At 68.0% G+C, this 21,168-nt stretch carries 23 protein-coding genes; 9 read left to right on the top strand and 14 right to left on the bottom strand.

Annotated elements, in window-relative coordinates; translation table 11 throughout:
- Window positions 1-4: 4 nt before the first annotated feature.
- The 11 genes from ACYYG1_RS07870 to ACYYG1_RS07820 all read right to left on the bottom strand — a co-directional run bounded on the left by ACYYG1_RS07870 (window position 5) and on the right by ACYYG1_RS07820 (window position 10,095).
- Window positions 5-637, bottom strand: a complete 633-nt coding sequence (locus tag ACYYG1_RS07870) for a phosphoribosylanthranilate isomerase (protein WP_461209748.1) — start codon at window positions 635-637, stop codon at window positions 5-7.
- The gene (locus ACYYG1_RS07865; RefSeq protein ID WP_461209747.1) at window positions 634-1,407 is read right to left on the bottom strand and encodes an indole-3-glycerol-phosphate synthase; all 774 of its coding nucleotides are present in this window, start codon (window positions 1,405-1,407) and stop codon (window positions 634-636) included. Before ACYYG1_RS07865 ends, ACYYG1_RS07870 begins: the two co-directional genes overlap by 4 nt.
- Window positions 1,400-2,401 carry an anthranilate phosphoribosyltransferase gene (trpD, locus tag ACYYG1_RS07860; protein ID WP_461209746.1) on the bottom strand — a complete coding sequence of 334 codons (1,002 nt, stop codon included), beginning with the start codon at window positions 2,399-2,401 and terminating at the stop codon, window positions 1,400-1,402. The genes ACYYG1_RS07865 and trpD overlap by 8 nt, the downstream gene beginning before the upstream one ends.
- Before the next feature lie 163 nt (window positions 2,402-2,564).
- Window positions 2,565-3,149, bottom strand: coding sequence for an anthranilate synthase component II (locus ACYYG1_RS07855; protein ID WP_461209745.1), 585 nt, complete (start codon window positions 3,147-3,149; stop codon window positions 2,565-2,567).
- Entirely contained in the window at window positions 3,133-4,548 is a 1,416-nt protein-coding gene (locus ACYYG1_RS07850) for an anthranilate synthase component I family protein (protein ID WP_461209744.1), read from the bottom strand. The genes ACYYG1_RS07855 and ACYYG1_RS07850 overlap by 17 nt, the downstream gene beginning before the upstream one ends.
- Window positions 4,549-4,795: 247 nt before the next feature.
- On the bottom strand, window positions 4,796-5,560 hold the full coding sequence (locus ACYYG1_RS07845; RefSeq protein ID WP_461209743.1) for a prephenate dehydrogenase/arogenate dehydrogenase family protein: 765 nt from the start codon (window positions 5,558-5,560) through the stop codon (window positions 4,796-4,798).
- 33 nt (window positions 5,561-5,593) lie between these two features.
- Window positions 5,594-6,919 carry a 3-phosphoshikimate 1-carboxyvinyltransferase gene (locus ACYYG1_RS07840; protein ID WP_461209742.1) on the bottom strand — a complete coding sequence of 442 codons (1,326 nt, stop codon included), beginning with the start codon at window positions 6,917-6,919 and terminating at the stop codon, window positions 5,594-5,596.
- A 7-nt stretch (window positions 6,920-6,926) separates the two neighbouring features.
- Window positions 6,927-7,151, bottom strand: a complete 225-nt coding sequence (locus tag ACYYG1_RS07835) for a DUF2283 domain-containing protein (protein ID WP_461209741.1) — start codon at window positions 7,149-7,151, stop codon at window positions 6,927-6,929.
- 43 nt (window positions 7,152-7,194) lie between these two features.
- On the bottom strand, window positions 7,195-8,313 hold the full coding sequence (gene pheA, locus ACYYG1_RS07830) for a prephenate dehydratase (protein ID WP_461209740.1): 1,119 nt from the start codon (window positions 8,311-8,313) through the stop codon (window positions 7,195-7,197).
- Between the two features lies 1 nt (window position 8,314).
- Window positions 8,315-9,289: a 3-dehydroquinate synthase II family protein gene (locus ACYYG1_RS07825; RefSeq protein WP_461209739.1), complete on the bottom strand. Its 975-nt coding sequence runs from the start codon at window positions 9,287-9,289 to the stop codon at window positions 8,315-8,317.
- A 2-nt stretch (window positions 9,290-9,291) separates the two neighbouring features.
- The gene (locus ACYYG1_RS07820; protein WP_461209738.1) at window positions 9,292-10,095 is read right to left on the bottom strand and encodes a 2-amino-3,7-dideoxy-D-threo-hept-6-ulosonate synthase; all 804 of its coding nucleotides are present in this window, start codon (window positions 10,093-10,095) and stop codon (window positions 9,292-9,294) included.
- Window positions 10,096-10,728: 633 nt separating this feature from the next.
- Between ACYYG1_RS07820 and ACYYG1_RS07815 the strand changes: the two genes are divergently transcribed.
- From ACYYG1_RS07815 to ACYYG1_RS07805, 3 genes are all read left to right on the top strand, one after another.
- Window positions 10,729-12,111 carry an ammonium transporter gene (locus tag ACYYG1_RS07815; protein ID WP_461209737.1) on the top strand — a complete coding sequence of 461 codons (1,383 nt, stop codon included), beginning with the start codon at window positions 10,729-10,731 and terminating at the stop codon, window positions 12,109-12,111.
- A gap of 16 nt (window positions 12,112-12,127) precedes the next feature.
- A complete protein-coding gene (locus ACYYG1_RS07810) occupies window positions 12,128-12,487 on the top strand; it encodes a P-II family nitrogen regulator (protein ID WP_461209736.1) in 360 nt (119 codons plus the stop codon).
- A gap of 91 nt (window positions 12,488-12,578) precedes the next feature.
- Window positions 12,579-13,892 carry an EAL domain-containing protein gene (locus ACYYG1_RS07805; protein WP_461209735.1) on the top strand — a complete coding sequence of 438 codons (1,314 nt, stop codon included), beginning with the start codon at window positions 12,579-12,581 and terminating at the stop codon, window positions 13,890-13,892.
- 50 nt (window positions 13,893-13,942) lie between these two features.
- On the opposite strand, the gene ACYYG1_RS07800 is transcribed toward ACYYG1_RS07805, so the two are convergent.
- On the bottom strand, window positions 13,943-14,383 hold the full coding sequence (locus ACYYG1_RS07800; RefSeq protein ID WP_461209734.1) for a universal stress protein: 441 nt from the start codon (window positions 14,381-14,383) through the stop codon (window positions 13,943-13,945).
- Window positions 14,384-14,676: 293 nt separating this feature from the next.
- Here ACYYG1_RS07800 and ACYYG1_RS07795 point away from each other — a divergent pair, with 293 nt between their 5' ends.
- Window positions 14,677-15,156, top strand: a complete 480-nt coding sequence (locus ACYYG1_RS07795) for a hypothetical protein (protein WP_461209733.1) — start codon at window positions 14,677-14,679, stop codon at window positions 15,154-15,156.
- Window positions 15,157-15,217: 61 nt separating this feature from the next.
- Here ACYYG1_RS07795 and thpR read toward each other — a convergent pair whose 3' ends face one another.
- Complete coding sequence (gene thpR, locus ACYYG1_RS07790) at window positions 15,218-15,784, bottom strand: RNA 2',3'-cyclic phosphodiesterase (protein WP_461209732.1); 567 nt, start codon at window positions 15,782-15,784, stop codon at window positions 15,218-15,220.
- Entirely contained in the window at window positions 15,741-16,271 is a 531-nt protein-coding gene (locus tag ACYYG1_RS07785; protein WP_461209731.1) for a CinA family protein, read from the bottom strand. Before ACYYG1_RS07785 ends, thpR begins: the two co-directional genes overlap by 44 nt.
- A gap of 84 nt (window positions 16,272-16,355) precedes the next feature.
- Between ACYYG1_RS07785 and ACYYG1_RS07780 the strand changes: the two genes are divergently transcribed.
- The 5 genes from ACYYG1_RS07780 (at window position 16,356) to ACYYG1_RS07760 (ending at window position 21,126) form a co-directional block, all read left to right on the top strand.
- The gene (locus tag ACYYG1_RS07780) at window positions 16,356-17,189 is read left to right on the top strand and encodes a DNA polymerase III subunit delta' (protein ID WP_461209730.1); all 834 of its coding nucleotides are present in this window, start codon (window positions 16,356-16,358) and stop codon (window positions 17,187-17,189) included.
- Window positions 17,190-17,494: 305 nt separating this feature from the next.
- On the top strand, window positions 17,495-18,604 hold the full coding sequence (gene hisC / locus ACYYG1_RS07775; RefSeq protein WP_461209729.1) for a histidinol-phosphate transaminase: 1,110 nt from the start codon (window positions 17,495-17,497) through the stop codon (window positions 18,602-18,604).
- The gene (cmk, locus tag ACYYG1_RS07770) at window positions 18,601-19,269 is read left to right on the top strand and encodes a (d)CMP kinase (protein ID WP_461209728.1); all 669 of its coding nucleotides are present in this window, start codon (window positions 18,601-18,603) and stop codon (window positions 19,267-19,269) included. Before hisC ends, cmk begins: the two co-directional genes overlap by 4 nt.
- A gap of 60 nt (window positions 19,270-19,329) precedes the next feature.
- A complete protein-coding gene (panB, locus tag ACYYG1_RS07765; protein WP_461209727.1) occupies window positions 19,330-20,160 on the top strand; it encodes a 3-methyl-2-oxobutanoate hydroxymethyltransferase in 831 nt (276 codons plus the stop codon).
- 6 nt (window positions 20,161-20,166) lie between these two features.
- Window positions 20,167-21,126 (top strand): hypothetical protein, encoded by a 960-nt coding sequence (locus ACYYG1_RS07760; RefSeq protein ID WP_461209726.1) that lies wholly within the window; start codon window positions 20,167-20,169, stop codon window positions 21,124-21,126.
- Window positions 21,127-21,168 lie beyond the last annotated feature (42 nt).

The following is a 21,168-nucleotide window of genomic DNA, read 5'->3' as shown; positions in this document are numbered from 1 at the left end:
CGGCTTAGGGCCGGGCGCGGATCATCTCCACGGCGCGCGCGATGCGCTGCGGGTCCTTGACCCCGGGCGAGCTTTCCAGGCCCGAGTTGAGGTCGAAGCCCACGGGCGAGCACTGGTCCATGGCCTGGGGCAGGGTTTCGGGCGACAGGCCCCCGGCCAGCAGCCAGGGCATGGGGCAGGACAGCCCCTTGAGGAACCCGAAATCCTGGGCCCGGCCGTGGCCGCCGCCGGAGAGCCCGGCGTCCAGCAGGGCGAACCCCGCGAAACCCTCGAATCTTCTCAGCTCATCCTCCAGGGCCACGCGCACCCTGTGGCGCTGCGGCCAGAACACGCGCATCACCCTCTCGGCCCCCACGGCGCGGCAAAAGGACCAGTCCTGGTCCCCGGCCAGCTGCGCCAGGTCCAGGCGCGCGCGGTGCATGATATCCAGCACCTCGGCCTGGGTCTGGCGCACGAACACGCCGACGCGCAGCGCCCCGCCCGTGGACAGGGCTTCGGCCTGTCCGGGCTGCACGTTGCGCGGGCTGTCCTCGTGGAAGATGAAGCCGATCATGTCCACGCCGGCGGCCACGCAGGCGTCGGCGTCGGCCTGGCGAGTGATGCCGCAGATCTTGATGAGCGGAGAAGTCTGGGTCATGAGTCTCGTTCCTCCAGCAGTTTGGCGAGCGCGGCTCCGGGATCGTCCCCCTCCATGAGGAAGGTGCCCACCAGGGCGGCGTCGAACCCCAAAGCCACGAGTTCCGCGATCTGAGACCCGTGGTGAATACCGCTGGCCGTGATCCACAATTCGTCCGGACGCTTGCCCCCCACCAGGGACCGGGACACGTCCAGGTTCACGGTCAGTTTGTCCAGGTCGCGGTTGTTGACCTGTATGATCCCGGCCCCGGCCTCGCGGGCCATGACCAGGTCGGACTCGTCAAAGACCTCGGTCACCGCCTCCAGCCCCAGTTCGGCGCACAGGGCCAGAAGGTCGGCGAGCTCCCGGCCCTCCATCATGCGCGCGATGAGCAGGATGGCCGAGGCCGGGGTGGCGGCGGAACGCCGCACCTGCAGCGGATGGAACAGGAAGTCCTTGCGCAGCAAGGGAATCCCCGCCGGGGCCGCCTGGTCCAGATAGTCCAGGGAGCCCTGGAAGTGATCCGTTTCCGTGAGCACGGACACGCAGGCCGCGCCCGCGTCCGCATAGGCCCGGGCCACGTCCCCGGCCGTGAGGTTCAGGTTGATGACCCCGCGGCTGGGCGAAGCCCGCTTGTACTCGGCGATGACCGCGCCGGGTCCGGCGGCCCTGAGCGCCCCGGAAAAGGACGGCCTGGGCCCCGCCTGCGGCGCGGGCATCTCCCCGCGCGCGTCAAGGGTCAGGAGGTCCATGATCTCCGAACGCTTGGCGTCGGCGAACTTCCTAAGCATCCAGGACCTTCCTTCCCGCGCCCGAGGCCAGGGCCGCGCGCGCCTTGTCCATGGCCGGGGCCAGTTCCAGCCCGTCTTCCAACAGGTGCAGACACACGCCCAGGTTCAGGACCACCATGTCGCGCATGGCCTCGGGGCCGCCGCCAGCCAGGATATCCTTGAGCACGGCCACGGCGCTGTCCTTGTCCTTCACGGCCACGTCCTCGGGCCTGGAGACGGCGAATCCCAGCTTCGCGGGGTCCAGGTCCTCCTCGCGCAACCAGCCGTCGCGAACCCACACGACGTGGTTTACACCAAAGGGGGTCAGCTCGTCGAATCCTCCGGCGCCGTGCACCACGCAGGCGCGGCCCACGCCCGTGTCCGCCAGCACCCGCGCCATGCGCGCCACGAACCCCGGAATGGCCACGCCCAGGAGCTGGTGCGTGGGCCGGGCCGGATTGAGCAGCGGGCCCAGCAGGTTGAACAGGGTGCGGCAGCCGATCTCCTGGCGCACGGGCATGATGTGCTTGAAGGCCGGGTGGTAGCCCGGGGCGAACAGGAAGGCGAACTTGCAGCGCGCGAGCTCGCCGGCCACGTCCTCGGGCTTGGTGGTCAGCGACAGGCCCAGGGCCTCCAGGGCGTCGGCGCTGCCGCAGGTGCTGGACACCGATCGGTTGCCGTGCTTGACCACCTGGTGCCCCATGCCCGCCAGGGTCAGGGCCACGGCCGTGGAGCAATTGAAACTCGACGTGCCGTCGCCGCCCGTGCCGCAGGTGTCGATGCGCGGGCCGCCCAGCCCCGGCACCAGCCGGGCCTGGCCCAGGGCCGCGTTCACCGCCGAGGTCAGCTCCAGGGCGGTCTCGCCCTTGGTCTTCAGGCCCATGAGAAAGCTCCCGGCCTGGGCCGGGGTCATGGTGCCGTCCATGAGCCGCGAAAAACTCTCGTCCGCCATGTCCTGGGGCAGGTCCTTGTGGAAGGCCAGAAGCTCCAGAACGTCAGCCATATGCATCGCCATTTTCGTCTCCTTTTTTTGCGAGGGGCTCCACCCCTCGCGCTCCTCGCTCAAGGGGATAATCCCCTTGAGAATCCTTATATGGGGTGGGTGGTTCTATCCATGCGCCCCCTTGAGGGGGTGCGGGGGGAATCATTCACCCCGCCCGCCGGAGGCAAACTTCTTCCTACGCCAAGCCTTCCGGGAACCGGGCCAGCAGCTTCATGCCCTCGGGCGTGAGCACGGACTCGGGGTGGAACTGCACGCCCGCCCAGGGGCGGTCCGTGTAGGTCATGGCCATGACCTCGCCTTCCCTGGTCCGCGCGGTGACGCGCAGGAGTTTTTTGGCCTCCTCGGGCGCGGCGTCCACGTCCACCAGCAGCGAATGGTAGCGCCCGATCTCCACGGGGTTGGGCATGTCCGCGAACAGCCCCTGGCCGTCGTGCTCGATCATGGAGATCTTGCCGTGCATGATGCGCTCGGCCTGGACCACGGGCGCGCCCGCGAAGTGCCCCAGGGTCTGGTGCCCCAGGCACACGCCCAGCGTGGGCACCGTGTGCGGCAGCCGGGCCAGAAACTCCAGGCACAGGCCCGCGTTCTCCGGGCGGCTGGGCCCCGGGGACAGGCAGGCCAGGTCCAGGTCCCCGGACGCGGCCAGGTCCAGGATGCGCGGGTCGTCGTTCTTCAGCACCAGGGGGTCCTTGCCCAGGCGCTGGAAGGCCTGCACCAGGTTGAAGGTGAAGGAGTCGTAGTTATCAACCAGCAAGAACATCACAGCCTCCCTTTCCGCTCAGCGTCTCGCGGATGACCTGGGACTTGCCCATGCATTCCGCCCATTCCTTGTCCGGGTCCGAGTCGAACACGATGCCCGCCCCAGCCTGCCAGGAGAGCACGTTGTCGCGCACCCACATGCTGCGGATGGTGATGCCCGTGTCCAGGTCCACGCGCCCCTCGTCCAGGCCCATCCAGCCGATGGCCCCGGCGTACGGCCCGCGCGGCAGGCGCTCCAGGTCCGAGATTATCTCCATGGCCCGCACCTTGGGCGCGCCGGACACCGTGCCCGCCGGGAAGGTGGCCCCGAGCACGTCCAGGGCGTCCTGCCCGGGCTTCAGTTTGGCGCTCACGTAGGAGGTCATGTGCATCACGTGGGAGAAGCGCTCCACCTGCATGAACTTGTCCACGGTCACGCTGCCCGGCTCGGCCAGGCGGCCCAGGTCGTTGCGCCCCAGGTCAACGAGCATCACGTGCTCGGCGCGCTCCTTGGGGTCGGCCAAGAGCTCCTCGGCCAGGCGCTCGTCCTCGGCCGGGCTCTCGCCCCTGGGCCGGGTGCCCGCGATGGGGCAGGTGGTCAGCTCGCCGCCCCGGCAGCGCACCAGCATCTCCGGCGAGGAGCCGAACAGCTCCACCTTGGGCAGGCGCATGTAGAACATGTACGGCGAGGGGTTGATCTGCCGCAGCCGCCTGTAGAGGGTGAAGGAGTCGCCCGAGAACGGCGCGCTGAAGCGCGTGGAGAGCACGGTCTGGATGCACTCGCCCTGGCGGATGAGCTCGATGGCGTCGGCCACGGCCTTCTTGTACGCGGCCTCGCCGGTCACGGCCTTGGTCTCGCCGATGTCCGTGGGCACGGGCTGGCGGGTGATGCTGCCCAGGTCCGCCTGGGGTTTGACGCCCTTGTTCAGGGTCAGGAAGCAGAGCTTGTGGTAGAGGTGGTCGAACATGACCACGTTGCCCGGCAGCACCAGGCAGGCCTCGGCGTCGCTGGGGTCCAGCAGCCTGGAGAGCTTGGGCTCGAACATGCCAGCCACACCGTAGCCGAAGTACCCGGCCAGGCTGCGCGTGATGGGCGGCAGGTCCTCGAAGCCCTCGCCCGGCTCGATGGTCAGATGGCGCATGACCTCGCGCACCCCGTCCATGAAGGGCATGTCCTTGAAGGCCTTGAGCCCCTCCAGGCGCGCGTCGCGAACGCCCACGTCCAGCTTGCCGTCCCTGCACGACAGGCGCAGGGCGAAGTTGTAGGCGATGATGGAATAGCGGCCGAAGCGCCCGTCCACCTCCGCGCTCTCCAACAGGATGCCCTGCTTGTGCCCCACGAGCCCCAGAAACAGGCTGATGGGGGTCTGGATGTCCGCCGGCAGCCACGTGCCGTGCTGCTTGAGTCTCACCGGTTCCATGGGTTCCTCCTTCTAAGATCCGGTTTTCACCGCAGGCGGCCCCAAAACGCACGTCTGCTTCGTTGCTGCAAGAAATTCAAACCCTCGCGTATGTCCATATACGCGTCGGCCTTGAATTTCTTTTGCGCCTTGCATCCGCACATTTTGGAACCACCTGGAATAAGGTTTTTATAACATTATAAAAGAAAAAGCCGCGCCTCCTTTGGGGGAGACGCGGCTTCAAGACCTAGACCGGCGTGTTTTTTGGTTACACGTCTCCCCTCGTATGCTCGTTTTGCCACCACCAGTTGGCCCGCTCGGCCAGGAGCTCGATGTCTCCGCCGGCGGCGATGTTGAGCATGGAACGGAAGCCGCGCACGGCCTCCTGGGTGTAGGGGTTCACTTCCAGCAGGCCGGAAAAGAGTTCGCTGTCCTGGGTCAGCATCTTGCGCGCCGCGTCCAGGCGGCGGTGCAGGCTGGGGGTGGCGAAGTCCACGATCTCGGGATGGTTGGCCAGGGTCGCCAGGTAGGACACCGTGGTCACGAAGTTCAGGCCCTGGATCAGGGCCATGGCCTTGTCGTGGCTCTTGGCCTCGGCGGCGAAGGGCGTGAATCCCAGGGTGCGCATCAGCGCGGCCACGGCCTCGGCGGCATGGTCGTCGCGCCCGGGCACCACGGCCACGCGCAGGTCGTCGCCCTGGGGCTCGGGCCCGAACAGGGGATGGGTGCCCACCACGGGCCCGGAATGCGCGGCCAGCATCTGCGACAGAGGCAGGGCCTTCACCGAGCAAATGTCCGCCAGCACCTGGCCAGGCTCCATGGCCGAGGCGCAAAGGTCGGCCACCTCGCCCAGGACCTCGGCGGGCACGGCCAACAGCACCAGGTCCGCGCCGCGCACGGCCCGGGCCACGGACTCGGGCGTCAGGGGCCGGTCCACGCCGCGCACGGCGAGTCCGGCGGCCTCGGCGCGCGCACCGAGCATCCGTCCCATGCGGCCCTCCGAGCCCACTATGACCATGTCGCCAATGTTCATAACACCTTCAACCATTCGTAATGTCATTAAAAGTTACGAAACAATCTTGTTCCATTCGTCCCAGAACCCCGGGAAGGACTTGGCCACGCACCCGGGATCGTCGCAGACCACCGTGCGCCCGGCCAGGGCGAACAGGGCCGCGCTCATGGCCATGCGGTGGTCGCCCTGGGTGGCCACGGCCAACTCGCCTTGCCCGTCCAGAGGGGCGGGATGCACCACCAGGCCGTCGGCTGTCACGTCCACCCCGGCTCCGGCGCGGCGCAGGGTCTCGGCCGTGCCTTCCAGGCGGTCGCATTCCTTGATGCGCAGGTGCGCGGCACCGCTGATGCGCGTGGGCCCCTCGGCAAAGGCGGCCAGGGCCGCCACCGTGGGCACGATGTCCGGGCAGGCGCCCATGTCCACGTCCACGCCGCGAAGCCCGGCCCCCGAGGACACGGTCACGGCGTCGCCGTCCCACTCCACGCCCGCGCCCATGCGCTCCAGGATAAGCAGGATGGCCATGTCGCCCTGCAGGGAGTCGCGCCTGAGGCCCTCCACGCGCACGGGCCTCAGGCCCGCGGCCCCGGCGGCCAGGAAATACGAGGCGTTGCTCCAGTCGCCCTCCACCCGGCGCGGCCCGGCCGCGTAGGCCCCGGGGCGCACCAGGAACTGATGGCTGCCCGGGCGCACGCAGGTCACGTCCCTCCAGGGGACCTCCCGGGGCTCGCCGGACTCCAGGCTGCGCACCGCGAAGTCGATGCCGAAGTCCTCCAGGGTCGCGAGGGTCAGAGCCACGTAGGGCCAGGACACGACCTTGTCGCCGACGATGCCGATCACCGTCTCGGCCGCTGCACAGGGCGCGGCCAGCAGCAGGCCCGAAAGATACTGGCTGGACTCGCCCACGTCCACGGCCACCTGGCCGCCGGAAAGACCGGAGGAGCGCATCACGAAGGGCGGGAAGCCCGCGCCGCCCTCCCATTGGAAAACCACGCCCTGGGCCTCCAGGGCCCGGGCCAGGGCGCCGATGGGCCGCTCGTGCAGGCGGGCCACCCCGCGCACGCGGAACGAACCGGTCCCGGCCGCGGCCACGGCGGTCATCAGGCGGCAGGTGGTGCCGGACTCGTGCATGTACAGGTCCGCCGGCTCCTCCCCGGGCGCTCCGCCCCGTGGGCTGCCGCCCACGCCCGTGACCAGCAGGCCGTCGGCCCGCCGCTCGAAACCCGCGCCGCAGGCCGCGAGGCAGCCCATGGTGCGGGTCAGGTCGTCGCTGTCCAGGACGCCCGAGAGCAGGCTCCGGCCACGGGCCAGGGCCGAGGCCATGACCGCGCGGTGGGACATGGACTTGCTGGCCGGGGCCTGGATGGTGACGACGCTGTTCATGGTTCGCCTACAGGAGCTTCATGCCCTGGACGCTGCGCCCGTTGACGCACAGGTCCACGGTCTTGGGGTCGTCCACGCGGCGCGAGGCCTCGCGGATCTCGAAATTCACCAGAGAGCCGTCGCCGCCGTAGCCCAGGATCACGCCGGGCATGTCGTACTCGCACTTCTTCACCGGGGTGGAGGAGAGCACGATCTTGAGCACGTCGTTGGCGGGGTCGTAATGCACTTGCATCAGTGGTTTCCTTTGCGCCCCGGCTCGGCCTGGGCCTGTTGAATTATTCGGCTTCGGCCGCGGACACGTCCAGGGACGGCCCGGCCGGATAGCTGCCGAGGATGCGCAGGGTATGGCAATTGGCCTCGACCTCGGCCAGGGCGCGGGCGTATTCCGTGAGCCCGAGGTCGCACTCCACATCCACGAAAAACACGTATTTCCATTTTTCGCCCCGCAGGGGACGGGATTCCAGCTTCTTCATGTTGATGTCGCCCGAGGCGATGACCGAGAGCACCTTGACCAGGGAGCCGGGCTTGTCCGGCAGGGTGAAGACCATGGAGGTCTTGTCGCGGTGTCCCTCGGTGGCCGGGGCGCGGCCGATGACCACGAAGCGGGTCCAGTTGTCCGGCAGGTCCTCCACGCCGCGCGCCAGCACCCCCAGGCCGAACATGGCGGCCAGGCTCTTGTGCCCGATGGCCGCGGCCTCGGGGTCGTCGGTGACGCGCAGGGCGGCGGCGGCCGTGCTCTCCACCGGTATCAGGGTGGCGCTGGGCAGGTTGTTGCGCAGCCAGCGCTCGCACTGGGCCAGGGGCTGCGGGTGGGAGTAGACCCGCTTCACGTCCGCCAGGCGCGGGGCCAGGGACAGGACGTTGTGGCTGATCTTGCAGAACAGCTCCGACAAAATGTAGACCTCGTGGCGCAGGAACAGGTCCAGGCTCTGGCCCACGGTGCCGTGCAGGGAATTCTCCAGGGGCACGATGCCCAGCTCCGTGTCCCCGTGGGCCACGGCCTCGAAGATCTCCGGGAACCCGGGCATGGGCAGGAAGTCCACGCTGTGGCCCAGGAATTCGGCGCCCGCGAAATACGAGAACGTGCCCTCGGGCCCCAGGTAGGCCACCTGCTGCGGCCGCTGCAGACGGCGCGAGGAGGAGAATATCTCGCGGTAGATGACCCGCAGGTGCTCCTCGGGAAGCGGCCCCTTGCTGGCCTTGAGCAGCCCGGCCAGGACCTCCTTCTCGCGGAAGGGCTTGAATATCAGGTCCCTGGCCTCGGCCTTGGTGCGGCCGACCTCCAGGGAGCAGTTGGCGCGGCGGTTGAGCAATTCGAGGATTTGCAGGTCGATGCTGTCGATCTCCCCGCGCAGGTCCTCGATGCGCGCCGCCTTGTTCGTATCCTTGCCCATCCTAGCCTTCCTTGATGTCTTCCGTGATGCGCATGCCGAAATGCCTGCCGGCCTGGTCCGTGCGCACCAGGATCTCGTCGCCCTCGGCCAGGGAAACCACGGACACGGGGGACCCGTCGGGCCTGACCAGGCGGATGGTCTCGGCGTTCTGCAGGAAGATGCGGCCCTCGGCGCCGGATTCAGCGCGCGCCGAGATGAGCAGCATGGGCCGGACCTCGACCTTGACCCGGCCGACCACGGCCAGGGAGGTCTCGCCCTTCGCGCCCACCACCAGGACCTCGCGGCCCGCGGCCAGCTCCTCCAGGTAGCAGGTCTTGTCCCCGGGCAGGGCGGCGTAGGCGTGCACCGCGCCCGCGTTGATGCGGAAGGGGCGCGCGGCCACGTAGGGGTTGGACTCGGTCTCCGCGTGCACCAGGAAGGTGAAGGCGCTGGAATTGCCCACCAGCATGCCCTGGCCCGTGGCCAGCATGCTGGTGGTGTCCACGCACACGCGGTGCCCCAGCCCGCCGTTCTCGATGCCGGTGATCACGGCCTTTTCCATCTCCAGGACTCCCTGGCTGAGCTTGAGCTGCGCCACCATGGCCTTCACGTCGGCCACGGCCTCGGGCAGGGCGACCACGAAATCCACGCCCCGCTCCAGGATGCCCGCGGCCAGCAGCGCCTGGTCCAGGTCCGCGACCTCCAGGCCCAGGCCCTCGCCCTGGGCCAGGATGTTCTCCACGGGGATGATCTCCCATCCCTTCTTGAGGATGACCCGGCGGCCCGCCTGCAGTTCCTTGACTGCGGCGGCCTCGTCGTCCTTGGACGCGAGCGCGACGACCGCGAAGTCCGCCGGGGTCAGGACCCGGGCCTTGGCCAGGGCGCGGACCTTGTCCACGTCCCCGGGCTCCACGATGAGGCCGTCCACCCCGGACTCCAGGGCCAGGGTCACGACCTTCTTGTCAAAGGGGATGCACTGAACAAAAACTTCCTTCATGGCTACATGTCCTCGCCCATGAAGTCTTCGGCCTGGTCCAGGTCCCAGTCCTCGTGCACGATGCCGTTCAGGGCCTTGAGCAGCCGGGTGACGTTCTTGTGCTGGAACACGTTGCGCCCCACGGACAGGCCGGAGCCGCCCGCCTGGATGGAATCGTGGACCATCTGCAAGAGGTCGCGGGTGGAGTCCAGCTTGGGGCCGCCGGCGATGACCACGGGGATGCAGCAGCTCTCGGTGACCGTGGAGAAGCTCTCGATGTCGCCGGTGTAGGGCACCTTGACCACGTCCGCGCCCAGCTCCTGGCCCACGCGGGCGCAGTGGCGCACCACCTCGGGGTCGTACTCGTTCTTGATGCGCGGGCCGCGCGCGTAGACCATGGCCAGCACAGGCATGCCCCAATAGGAGGCCTGGGTGGTGGCCTCGCCCAGGGCGCTCAGCATGTCGCGCTCGGTCTCGTCGCCCAGGTTGATGTGCAGGGACACGCCGTCCGCGCCCAGTCGCAGGGCGTCCTCCACCGTGCCCACCAGGGTCTTGGCGTTGGGGAACGGGGACAGGGAAGTGCTGGCGGAAAGGTGGATGATCAGGCCCACGTCCTTGCCCGAGCCGCGGTGGGAGCAGCGGGGCATGCCCTTGTGCATGAGCACGGCGTTGGCCCCGCCCTCGGCGATCTGGTTCACGGTGTCGCGCAGGTCGATGATGCCGTAGATGGGCCCCACGGTGACGCCGTGGTCCAGGGGCACGATGATGGTGCGGCCGGTGTTGCGGTTGAATATCCTTTCCGATCGAACGACTTTGCCCAGGATCATTGCTGTTCTCCTTTTGGTTCCCTTGCCCACCGGGGGCGGCGGTCGGTCAGCAGGCGGCCGAAGAACAAAAAGGGCCGCGAGCTTGTCTGCCCGCGGCCCTGGTGGAATCTCTTTTTGTATCCGTAAACTACGGACGATCCGCACCCTGACCGCAGGCCCGCATAAAAAACCAAAAATACAGCCAGGAAAAGATCCCGGTGTTTTCGGAGGTCGCAAAGCGGGTGACGGACAGGGTGAAGCTCATCATGGGCAGTGAACTATCCGCCGCCCCCATGTGCTGTCAAGTTCTTTTTCCCGGACACATATGTTGGCCCGCGTAGCGGGCAGGTTGGGCCAGTCCCTGGATCTGAGCCCGAAAAAAGGCCTTAGATTAACAAATATGATAAAACTGGCAACACAACCCCAAGCTTTCGGCTTGTCAAAAGCATATAATTAACATTTTTGAAGAGAAAACCTAAAATGAATAGCTACATTTTTGCCAATTTTAATACTTTTGCAAGTCACGTTCCGACATTTGAAACACCTTGTCCTGTAAAAACAGCCTTTTGCGCTGTTTGGCACTGGTCTTGCCTCTTGGCTGCCGTGCCCAGCACATTTCAAATCCACGCTGTCGCCAGCATGAGGAGGTCTCAGATGCTCAAGAAACGTTTTCATTGGAACCGGCCGCTGTCAAAGCCGTTCTTCACGGCCGCAGCCCTCGCCACCCTTTTTTCCGCCCCGGGCTATGCCCTGGCGCAGGACGCCCCTGCCATGCTGTCGCAGGACAACGCCAACATTCTTTGGACCCTGCTCGCCGCCGTCCTGGTGATGTTCATGCAGGCCGGGTTCGCCATGGTCGAGTGCGGTTTCACCCGCGCCAAGAACGCCGGCAACATCATCATGAAGAACTTCCTGGACTTCTCCGCCGGAGCCGTGGCCTTCTTCCTGTTCGGCTTCGCCCTGATGTTCGGTAACTCCATCGGCGGGTTCGTGGGCGGCACGGGCTTCGGCCTGGGCGGCGCCGACGCCACCACGGCCGATGGGATGTGGACCCTGACCTTCTGGTTCTTCCAGTCCGTGTTCGCGGCCACCTCGGCCACCATCGTGTCCGGCGGCATCGCCGAGCGCACCAAGTTCGGCTCCTACATCATCATCAGCATCATCGTCACCGGCATCATCTACCCCATCTCCGGACACTGGTGCTGGGGCGGCCTCTGGGGCGAGTCCGGCGGCTGGCTCGAAGCCATGGGCTTCGCCGACTTCGCCGGTTCCACCGTGGTCCACTCCGTGGGCGCGTGGGTTGCCCTGGCCGGCGCCATGGTCGTGGGACCGCGCATCGGCAAGTACACCCCCGACGGCAAGGCCAACGCCATTCCCGGCCACAACATTCCCATGGCCTCGCTGGGCGTGTTCATCCTCTGGTTCGGCTGGTTCGGATTCAACCCCGGCTCCACCACCACCGCCGACGGCACCATCGGCTACATCGCCGTGAACACCTCGCTGGCCGCCTGCACCGGCATGCTCGGCGCGCTGCTCACTTCCTGGATCAAGTTCAAGAAGCCCGATCCGTCCATGTCCCTCAACGGCGCCCTGGCCGGCCTGGTGGCCATCACCGCGGGCTGCTACGAGCTGTCCCCCATGGGCTCCCTGGTCGTCGGCCTCGGCGCCGGCATCCTGGTGGTCCTGTCCGTGGTCTTCGTCGACCAGGTCCTGAAGATCGACGACCCGGTGGGCGCGATTTCCGTGCACGGCGTGTGCGGCGCCTACGGCACCATCATGGTCGGCCTGTTCGCGGCCCCGGGCTTCGGCAGCATCACCGGCCTGTTCTACGGCGGCGGCGCCGGGCAGCTCGTGACCCAGCTCATCGGCGTGGCCGCGGTCTTCGTCTGGGCCTTCGGCGCCGGCTGGATCGCCTTCTCCGTGGTCAAGGCCATCATGGGCGTGCGCGTGACCGAAGAGGAAGAGCTCAAGGGTCTCGACATCACGGAACACGGCATGGAGGCTTACAGCGGCTTCCAGATCTTCTCCAACGAGTAAGCGAGGGACAAGAACTATGAAACTCATCATTGCATACATCAGGCCCGAGCGCCTCACCGCGGTGAAGCAGGCTCTGTACGCCAAAAACATCTACAGCCTGACCGTGACCAACGTGCTCGGCTCCGGCCGCCAGAAGGGCTTTACCGAGACCTACCGCGGCGTGGTCATGGAAGTGAACCTCCTGAAAAAGATTCGCCTGGAGATCGGCGTCAACGAGGATTTCCTCGAGCCCGCCCTGGCCGCCATCCAGGATGGCGCCAAGACCGGCAAGGAAGGCGACGGCGTGGTCTTCGTCCTGGACATCGGCCGCTCCCTGCGCATCCGCACGGGTGAAACGGACATCGACGCCGTGGGCGCCACCAGGACCGCTCCCTAACACTCCATACCCCACCCCGGTCCGGACCGGCGACCCCACCCGCCGGTCCGGACCCCCTTTCGGGGGCGAACCACACAAACCCGCCAACGCCATGCCCCCACTCGCCATCGACTACCAGACCATCGCCAGGCCGGAGCACATCCAGACCCTGTTCCAGCCCATCGTGTCCATCAAGAACCGACGGGTTATCGCGGTGGAGGCCCTGTCCCGGGGCTACCTGCCCGGCAACGGCGCGGTGCTCACGCCGGACAAGCTCTTCAGCCTGCCCGAGGACGCCGCCCAGGCCCTGGAGCTGGACCGCCTGTGCCGCGAAACCGCCATGCTGCGCTTCGCGCCCATGCACACCGCCCGGCGCGACCTGCTGCTCACCGTGAACCTGGACATGTCCCTGGTGGACCGCAGGGCCCTGGGGTCCGGCCGCTTCTCCCAGGCCGCGCGGGGCGCGGGCCTGCCCCCGGAGAACGTGGTCATCGAGATCATCGAGTCGAGGGTCAGGGACATGGGCGCGCTGGTGAACTTCATCAAGGCCCACCGGGCCAAGGGCTTTCTCATCGCCCTGGACGACATCGGCGCCGGGCACTCCAACCTGGACCGCATCTTCGTCATCAAACCCGACATCATCAAGATCGACCGCGGATTGATCAAGGACATCCACAAGGAATACCACAAGTTCGAGATCGCCCGCGCCCTGACCCGCCTGGGCCGCAGCATCGGGGCCATGATCGTGGCCGAGGGCGTGGAACGCGAGGAGGAGGTCCTCAGGCTCCTGGAATTGGGCGTGGACACCTTCCAGGGATTCTATTTCAGCCCCCCGGCCGTGTCCGACGGCCTGCCCCCGGTCCGCCCCCCGCGCCTGGCCGACGTGGCCAAGCGCTTCCGCAAGCTGACCATCGAGGCCATCAGCCGCAGAGGCGAGATGCACACGGCCTACGGCAAGGCCCTGGCCCACGTGCTGGGCGAGCTGGGCCGGGCGCGCCCGCCGCAGTTCGACGCCTGCCTGGCCTCGGCCCTGGGCAGCCACCCGGACCTGGAATGCCTCTACGTGCTCAACACCCAGGGCCGCCAGGTCAGCACCACCCTCTGCAACCCGGACGCGATCCCGCTCCAGCGCCGCTTCTTCTACCAGCCGGCCCCCAAGGGCGCGGACCATTCCCTCAAGGAATACTACCTGCCCCTGCGCGCGGGGCTGCCCCGCTTCACCACCGAGCCCTACATCTCCCTGGCCAGCGGCAACCTGTGCATCACCATCTCCTCGCCATTTACCGACGCCAAGGGCCACGACTTCATCCTCTGCATGGACATCGGCCTGCGCGAGGACCACTGCTACGGCACCGTGGCCCCCAGGCCGCGCCAGGACGGCCCCCCGGCCTGCGTCTATGCGTCCGCGCCCTCCGAAAAGCCATGAAAAAGGCCGCCGGAAACCGGCGGCCCTGCGTGCGAAACCAACCTCCGCCCTTAGCTGGGGCGGATGGTGAGCACGGGAATCTCCGCGCTCTTGACCACCTTCTCGGCCACCGAGCCGAACAGGATGCGGTCGATGCCCCTGCGGCCGTGGGTGCCCATGACGATCATGTCCGCGCCTTCCTCCTTGGCGATGCCCAGGATTTCCTCGGCCGCGTAGCCCGTGGCCACCCTGCCACTGACGCCGAGGCCCTGGAAATTGTCCTGGATGAACACCTCCATGGTCTGCTCGGCTCCGTCCACGATGCCGCCCACGAAGTTCTCGATGCTCGACGGCGGCACGTGGAAGCCCACGTACTGGTTCAGGGACGGCGCCACGTACAGGACCACCAATTCCGCATTCAGCTTGGTCACGAGATGGGCCGCGTATTCCGCGACCTGGACGCTGGAATCGGAAAAATCTATGGCGCATAGAATCTTCTTGATCTCAGCCATGCTGTCCTCCTTGGCCGGACCTTGGTCCGGTCCGCTTCCCACCTAGAATATGCCCATAATCCATGAACAAAATTCTCCTCTCCTAGCCAATCTGTACCGCCGCCGGGCTCATTAGACAAGGGGTTTTTTCTCACGTATGTTTTGCTTTGCACGCACGAGGCCCCCCGGGCAGGCCGGTAAAAAATGCCGGGGGCCGAAATGAAAAAGCAAAGAATTTCGCTGTCATAAAAACTCAAGACGTTTGGCAAGGCTTTTGCAGCACCTCTGGAAACCAGCAGGATAGGAGTAGCAAGATGAAGATCCATCCTGATCAATTGCAGGCCCTGGAACAGGAGCAGGCCAAGTCCAAGTCTGCCCAGCAGGCCGACAAGGGCTTCGGGGAGCTGCTCGCCAGGGAAGTCGAAGGAAGCGCGTCGGGCGACGCGGCCCGGAGCGCGGCCCTCCCGCCACTGGGAGGAACGGCGCTCTCCGGAAACATCCTTGCGGCGCAGGCAGCCTCGGGCGAACCTTCGGAATCAGGGCAAGAAGTCATGGAACGTCTGGAGAGTCTCTTGGGCGACTGGGAAACCTACGCCTCCAGCCTCGGCTCCGCCGGCGGCGCCAGCCTGCGACAGGCCAACGGCGCCCTGGAGAACATCGAGAGCGAGGTGGCTTCCCTGAAGGAGACCATGTCCGGTAAGGACGCGGACGGCGAACTCAAGGCCGTCCTGGACGAGGTGGAGATCCTCGCCGTCACCGAACGCATCAAGTTCAACCGCGGAGACTACATCTAGCCCGCAAACCCGGACCGCCCCTCCAGGACGGCGGGGCAGGACCGGCCGGCCGGCGCGGGGACTACAGGGACGTGGCCCCGAAGTCGGCGATCACACGGTACGAGGGCCCGGAGGGTCCGAGAACGCTTTGCCACAACGTGAAGGCCCGCACCTCGAATGCGGGCCATCGCATTTCAGAGGCCTCCCGCGACATCCCGCTCCAGTCGTCGCCGCGCGCCCGGCGCACCCGCGCCAGGGTCAGGTGCGGCCTGTAGGCCCGGCTCTCGGGCTCGAAGCCCAGGGGCGCCAGCGCCCGCTCCACCTCTCCGGCCAGCCCGGCCACGGCCTCGGCCCCCAGGGCCAGGCCGACCCAGAAGACCCGCGGTTCCCCCCGGGGCGGGAAATACCCCGCGCCCCCGGCGCGCACGCTGAAGGGCCCGAAGGCCACCCCGGCCAGGGCCGCGCGGATGTCCGCCACGGCCTCCTCGGGCGCGTCGCCCAGAAATTTCAAGGTCAGATGCCAGTTGCCGGGCCTGGTCCAGGTCACCCGGGATTCCAGGCGCGGATCCCAGCGCCCGGTCATGTTCCGTAGGATCTCCTGGTACTCACCCGGCAGCCCCAGCCCCGTGAACAGGCGCATGGTCCCCATGCTCCACCTCCAGTGCCCCGCACAGCCCCCTGACCGCGGCCTCCACCGTGGCCCGGCGCACGGCCGCCCGGTCCCCGGCAAAGGAAAAACGCCTCGCCCAGGTCCGGCCCGGCGCCTTCCAGGCGATCCAAACCGTGCCCACGGGCTTGTCGGGAGTGCCGCCGCCGGGCCCGGCCACGCCGGACACGGCCACGGCGCAGTCCACGCCGAGCGCCGCGCAGGCCCCCCGGGCCATGGCCAGGACCACGGGCTCGCTCACCGCCCCGTGGGCGGCGAGGTCCCCGGGCGGCACGTCCAGCAGGCCTTGCTTGACCTCGTTGGCGTAAGCCACCACCGCACCCCTGAACCAGCCCGAGCTCCCGGCCACGTCCGTCAGGGACGCGGCGATGAGCCCGCCGGTGCAGGATTCCGCGGTTCCCAGCCACAGGCCGCGCGCCGCAAGCGACCGGCCCAGGTCCGCAATCAGTTCGTTCAGGGCATCCGTCATGCCCCCAACCTATCAATCCCGGGTTTGCCATACAACCCCGGCTGGGGTAATTCCCGGAAGGCGGAACGCGCCGAGGACAAACCCATGCAGATACCCGAACACCAGGCCCGCGTGGCCACGCTCATGGACAGGCTGGCCCAGGACCCGCCCCAGGTGCTGCTCCTGGAGGGCGGCACCCCGGACGAGCGCGAGGCCCTGGCCCTGTACTGGGCGCAGTTGCTGAACTGCACGTGCGGGAACGGGGCCTGCGGCACGTGCCCGTCCTGCGTGCAGATCCGCGACCTGGCGCACACGGACCTGCGCATCCTGGACGGCCGCGAGGCCAAGATCAAGATCGAGGAAGTGCGCGAGCTCAAGCCCCTGTTCGGCCAGCCCCCGCGCGGCGACGGCCGCAGGGTGGTCATCTTCCACGAGGCCCAGGAGCTGACCCCGTCGGCTGCCAACGCCCTGCTCAAATCCCTGGAGGAGCCCTGCCAGGGCACGGTGTTCATGCTGCTCACGCCGCAGCGCGAGTGGCTGCTGCCCACCCTGGTCTCGCGCAGCTGGGTCCTGACCCTGGCCTGGCCCCGGGCCGCCGGGGAGCCCGAGGACGTGGCCCGCTGGAAGGACGCCCTGATGCAGTTCTGGCGCACGGGCAAGGGCTGGTTCAAGCTGAGCGGGACCAAGGGCGCCCTGGACAAGACCCTGGCCATGCGCCTGGTGCTCTCCTGCCAGCGCGAATACGCGCGGGCCCTCACCGGCCACGCGGCCACGGACATGAGCCGGGGCTTCGCGCGCATGGCCCCCGGGCCCCTGAAGCAGGTGGACCTGACCCTGGCCCACGCCCAGGACGCCCTGAGCCTGTCCACCCCGGCCAATCCGGCCCTGGTCATGGACTGGATGGCCACCCACGTGCATGGAATTCTACGCGAAAAGTAGCCGGCTGTTGAAAAACGCACGTTCGCCGCGTTGCTGCGGAAAATTAAAACCCTCGCGTGTTGGGATACGCGTCGGACTTGACAATTTTTCGGAGGAAGAAAAATTGGTCGACGCGGCGTAGCGCGTCGCCCGCAGGGCAGCCAGCCAGGAAGGCTGACCGACAATTTCCCTTGCGCCTTGCGCCCGCACATTTTTGAACAGCCTGAAGAATGAATTATGATGTCGGGAGACCCTTCGCACCCGACAGCCACATAAATTTCCCCCGGGTCACGGCCCGGGGCCCTGACGATACAAGGAGCGCCCCCATGAACGACCTGCGCACGGTGCGCCCGGAGATTCCGGACTTCGAAAAATACACCGCCGGCATGGCCATCGAGGAAATCCAGGAGAAATACAACCTGGGCAAGGTCATCAAGCTGGCCAGCAACGAGAACCCCCTGGGCGCCTCGCCCGTGGTGCAGCAGGTCATCCGCGACAACGCGGGCCTGGCCTTCCGCTACGCCCAGGCCGGGACCCCGCGCCTGAACGCGGCCATCGCCGCGCATCTGGGCGTTCCGGCCTCGCGCGTGGTGGCGGGCAACGGCTCCGACGAGATCATCGACCTCCTGGTGCGCATCAAGGCGCGCCCGGGCAGTGACAACATCATCGCCTTTTCCCCGTGCTTCTCCATCTACAAGATCCAGGCCCGCCTCTGCGGGGTGGAATTCCGCCAGGCCCCGGTGGCCCCGGACTTCTCCTTCCCCTGGGACGACCTCCTGGCCCTGGCCGACGAAAACACGGCCCTGTGCTTCGTGACCACGCCGGACAACCCCTCGGGCTTCACCCCGCCCGTGGCCGACCTGGAGGCCCTGGCCCGGGCCCTGCCGCCCCAGTGCCTGCTGGTGGTGGACGAGGCCTACATGGACTTCGCCCGGCCCCTTCAGGATTATTCCCTGCTGCCGCGCCTGGGCGAATTCGACAACGTGGCCATCCTGCGCACCTTCTCCAAGCTCTACGGCATGGCCGGGCTGCGCCTGGGCTACGGGGTGCTGCCCGAATGGCTGGCGGACTACTGCCTGCGCGTGAAGCTGCCCTTTTCCGTGAACGTGCTGGCCGAGCTGGCGGGCATCGCCGCCCTCTCGGACGCCACCTACGTGAACGCCACCCTGGAGGCCGTGGACGCGGGGCGCGCCTACCTCGCGGACGAGCTCGCGGCTCTGGGCTGCACGGTGCACCCGTCGGGGGCCAACTTCATGCTCTTCGACCTGCCGGGCACGGGCCCGGACGCCGGGGAGCTGTTCCAGTCGCTCCTGGAGCGGGGCATCATCCTGCGCCCCCTGACCAGCTACGGCCTGCCCCATTCCCTGCGCGTCACCGTGGGCGACGCATCGGAGAACAGCGCCCTGATCGCCGCCATGAAGGAACTTCTGGCATGAGCGGCGCGCCGTACATCGTGACCCTGGACGGCCCCGCCGGGGTGGGCAAGACCACCCTGGCCAAGCGCGTGGCCGAGGCCCTGGGCATCTCCTACCTGGACACCGGGGCCATGTTCCGGGCCGTGGGCCTGTTCCTGGGCCCGGGCGCGGACCAACTGCCCGAGGACGAGCTGTCCCGCCGCCTGGCGGGCCTGTCCTTTTCCCTGTCCGGCTCCGGCGCGGACAGCGTGCTGTCCATGAACGGCCGCGCCCTGGGCGACGAGATCCGCACCGAGGAGGTGGCCGCCCTGGCCTCGGCCGTGGGCGCCATGCCCGTGGTGCGCGCGTACCTGAAGGACGCGCAGCGCGCCGTGGGCCGGGACACCTCCCTGGTGGCCGAAGGCCGGGACATGGGCAGCGTGGTCTTCCCCGAGGCCCGCTGCAAGGTGTTCCTGGACGCCGCCGCCCAGATCCGCGCCCAGCGCCGGGCCTGCCAGTTGCGGGACATGGGCCTGGAAGCCGACATCGACGAGATCGCCGAGAAGATCCGCGCCCGGGACCACCAGGACCGCACCCGCGCCGTGGCCCCCCTGCGCCCGGCCGACGACGCCCAGATCATCGACACCGGCGCCCTGGACATCGACGGGGTGTTCGAGGCCATCATGGCCGTGACCCGGGCGGACTGACGCGCCCCGGCTTGCCGGAAGCCGCGCGCCGCTGCTACCATCCAGACCAAGGAGGAAGCCATGGGCGAGAAAATGACCGTGCCCGGCGTGGCCGCGCGCAAGGGCGGCCGCAAGCTGACCATGCTCACGGCCTACGACGCGGTGTTCGCCCGCCTGGCCTCGGCCGCGGGCATGGACATGATCCTGGTGGGCGATTCCCTGGCCATGGTGGCCCTGGGCCAGCCCGACACCCTGGGCGTGGGCATGGAGGCCATGATCCACCACACCAAGGCCGTGGCCTCGACCGCGGGCGACTCCCTGGTGGTGGGCGACATGCCCTTTTTGTCCTACCAGCAGAGCGACGAGGCCGCCGTCCTGAACGCGGGCCGCTTCCTGGCCGAGGGCCGGGCCCAGGCCGTGAAGCTGGAGGGCGGGGCGCGCGTGCTGTCGCGCATCCGGGCCATCGCGGCGGCGGACATCCCGGTCATGGGCCACCTGGGCCTCACGCCCCAGAGCGTGGCCAAGCTGGGCGGCTTCAAGGTCCAGGGCCGGACCGGCGACGCGGCCGACGCCCTGCTCGGCGAGGCGCGCATGCTGGAGGAGGCCGGATGCTTCAGCCTGGTGCTGGAGGCCGTTCCCGCGCCCCTGGCCCGCTCCGTGACCGAGGCCCTGTCCATCCCCACCATCGGCATCGGGGCCGGGCCGCACTGCGACGGCCAGGTGCTGGTGGCCCAGGACGTGCTCGGTCTCTTCGACCGCTTCACCCCGCGCTTCGTGAAGCGCTACGCCGAGCTGGGCGAACTGGCTATCCAGGCCATGCAGGCCTACAAGCGCGAGGTGGAGGACGGCGTGTTCCCCGGCCCGGAGCACAGCTTCCCCATGCCCGGCCAACCCGAACCCAAGAAAGACTAGGCGGCCATGGACCTCTCCCTTCCCGCCCTGTGGCACGGCCTGGGCTGGCCGCTTCTGCGCCTGATCTTCTTCATCTCCGTGGGGCTCATGGTCGGCAACCTCATCGAGGCCCTGAACTGGACCCGCGCCGTGGCGCGCGTGGCCGAGCCCCTGACGCGCGTGGCGCGCCTGAAGGACGTCACGGGCGCGGCCTTTTCCATCGCCTTCTTCTCCGGCGTCACGGCCAACACCATGCTGGCCGAGGCCCACGAGCAGGGCACGCTGACCAACAGGGAGCTGACCCTGTCCAACCTCTTCAACAGCCTGCCCACCTATTTCCTGCACCTGCCCACCATGTTCTTCATCACCGCGCCCTTCATCGGCCACGCGGCCGTGGTCTACGTGGGCCTGACCCTGGGCGCGGCGTTCCTGCGCACGGCCTGCATCGTGGTCCTGTCCCGGGCGCTGCTGCCGCCCCTGGAGCCGGGCTGCGTGGTCTGCCGCCTGGACGAGCAGCAGTCCCGCACCTGGCGCGAGGCGCTTACGCGCACCTGGGAGCGCTTCACCAAGCGCATCAGGAAGATCCTGCGCATCACCGTGCCCATCTACATCCTGATCTTCTTCCTGAACGATCTGGGCGCGTTCTCGTTCCTGGAGCGGTTCATGGCCGAGCACGTGTCCGTGTTCTCCTGGCTGCCGCCCAAGGCCCTGGGCATCGTGGTCTTCCACGTGGCCGCGGAGTTCACCGCCGGGCTGGCCACGGCCGGGGCGCTTCTGGCCGACGGCAGCCTGGGCACGCGGGAGATCGTGCTGGCGCTGCTCCTGGGCAACGTGCTGTCCTCGCCCATGCGCGCCTTCCGCCACCAGTTCCCCTACTACGCGGGCATCTTCCGCCCGCGCGTGGCCGTGCGCCTCATCGCGGCCAACCAGAGCCTGCGCGTGGCCACCATCATCGTGGTGGGCGCGGCCTACTATTTCCTGGGATGACATGGGGCCACACGGCTGCGCACTCCGCTCCGCCGCCACCTG

Source organism: Desulfocurvus sp. DL1XJH-121 (assembly GCF_054819825.1).
The sequence above is the reverse complement of the archived record's forward strand: the minus strand, read 5'-3'. Positions and strand labels throughout refer to the sequence as shown.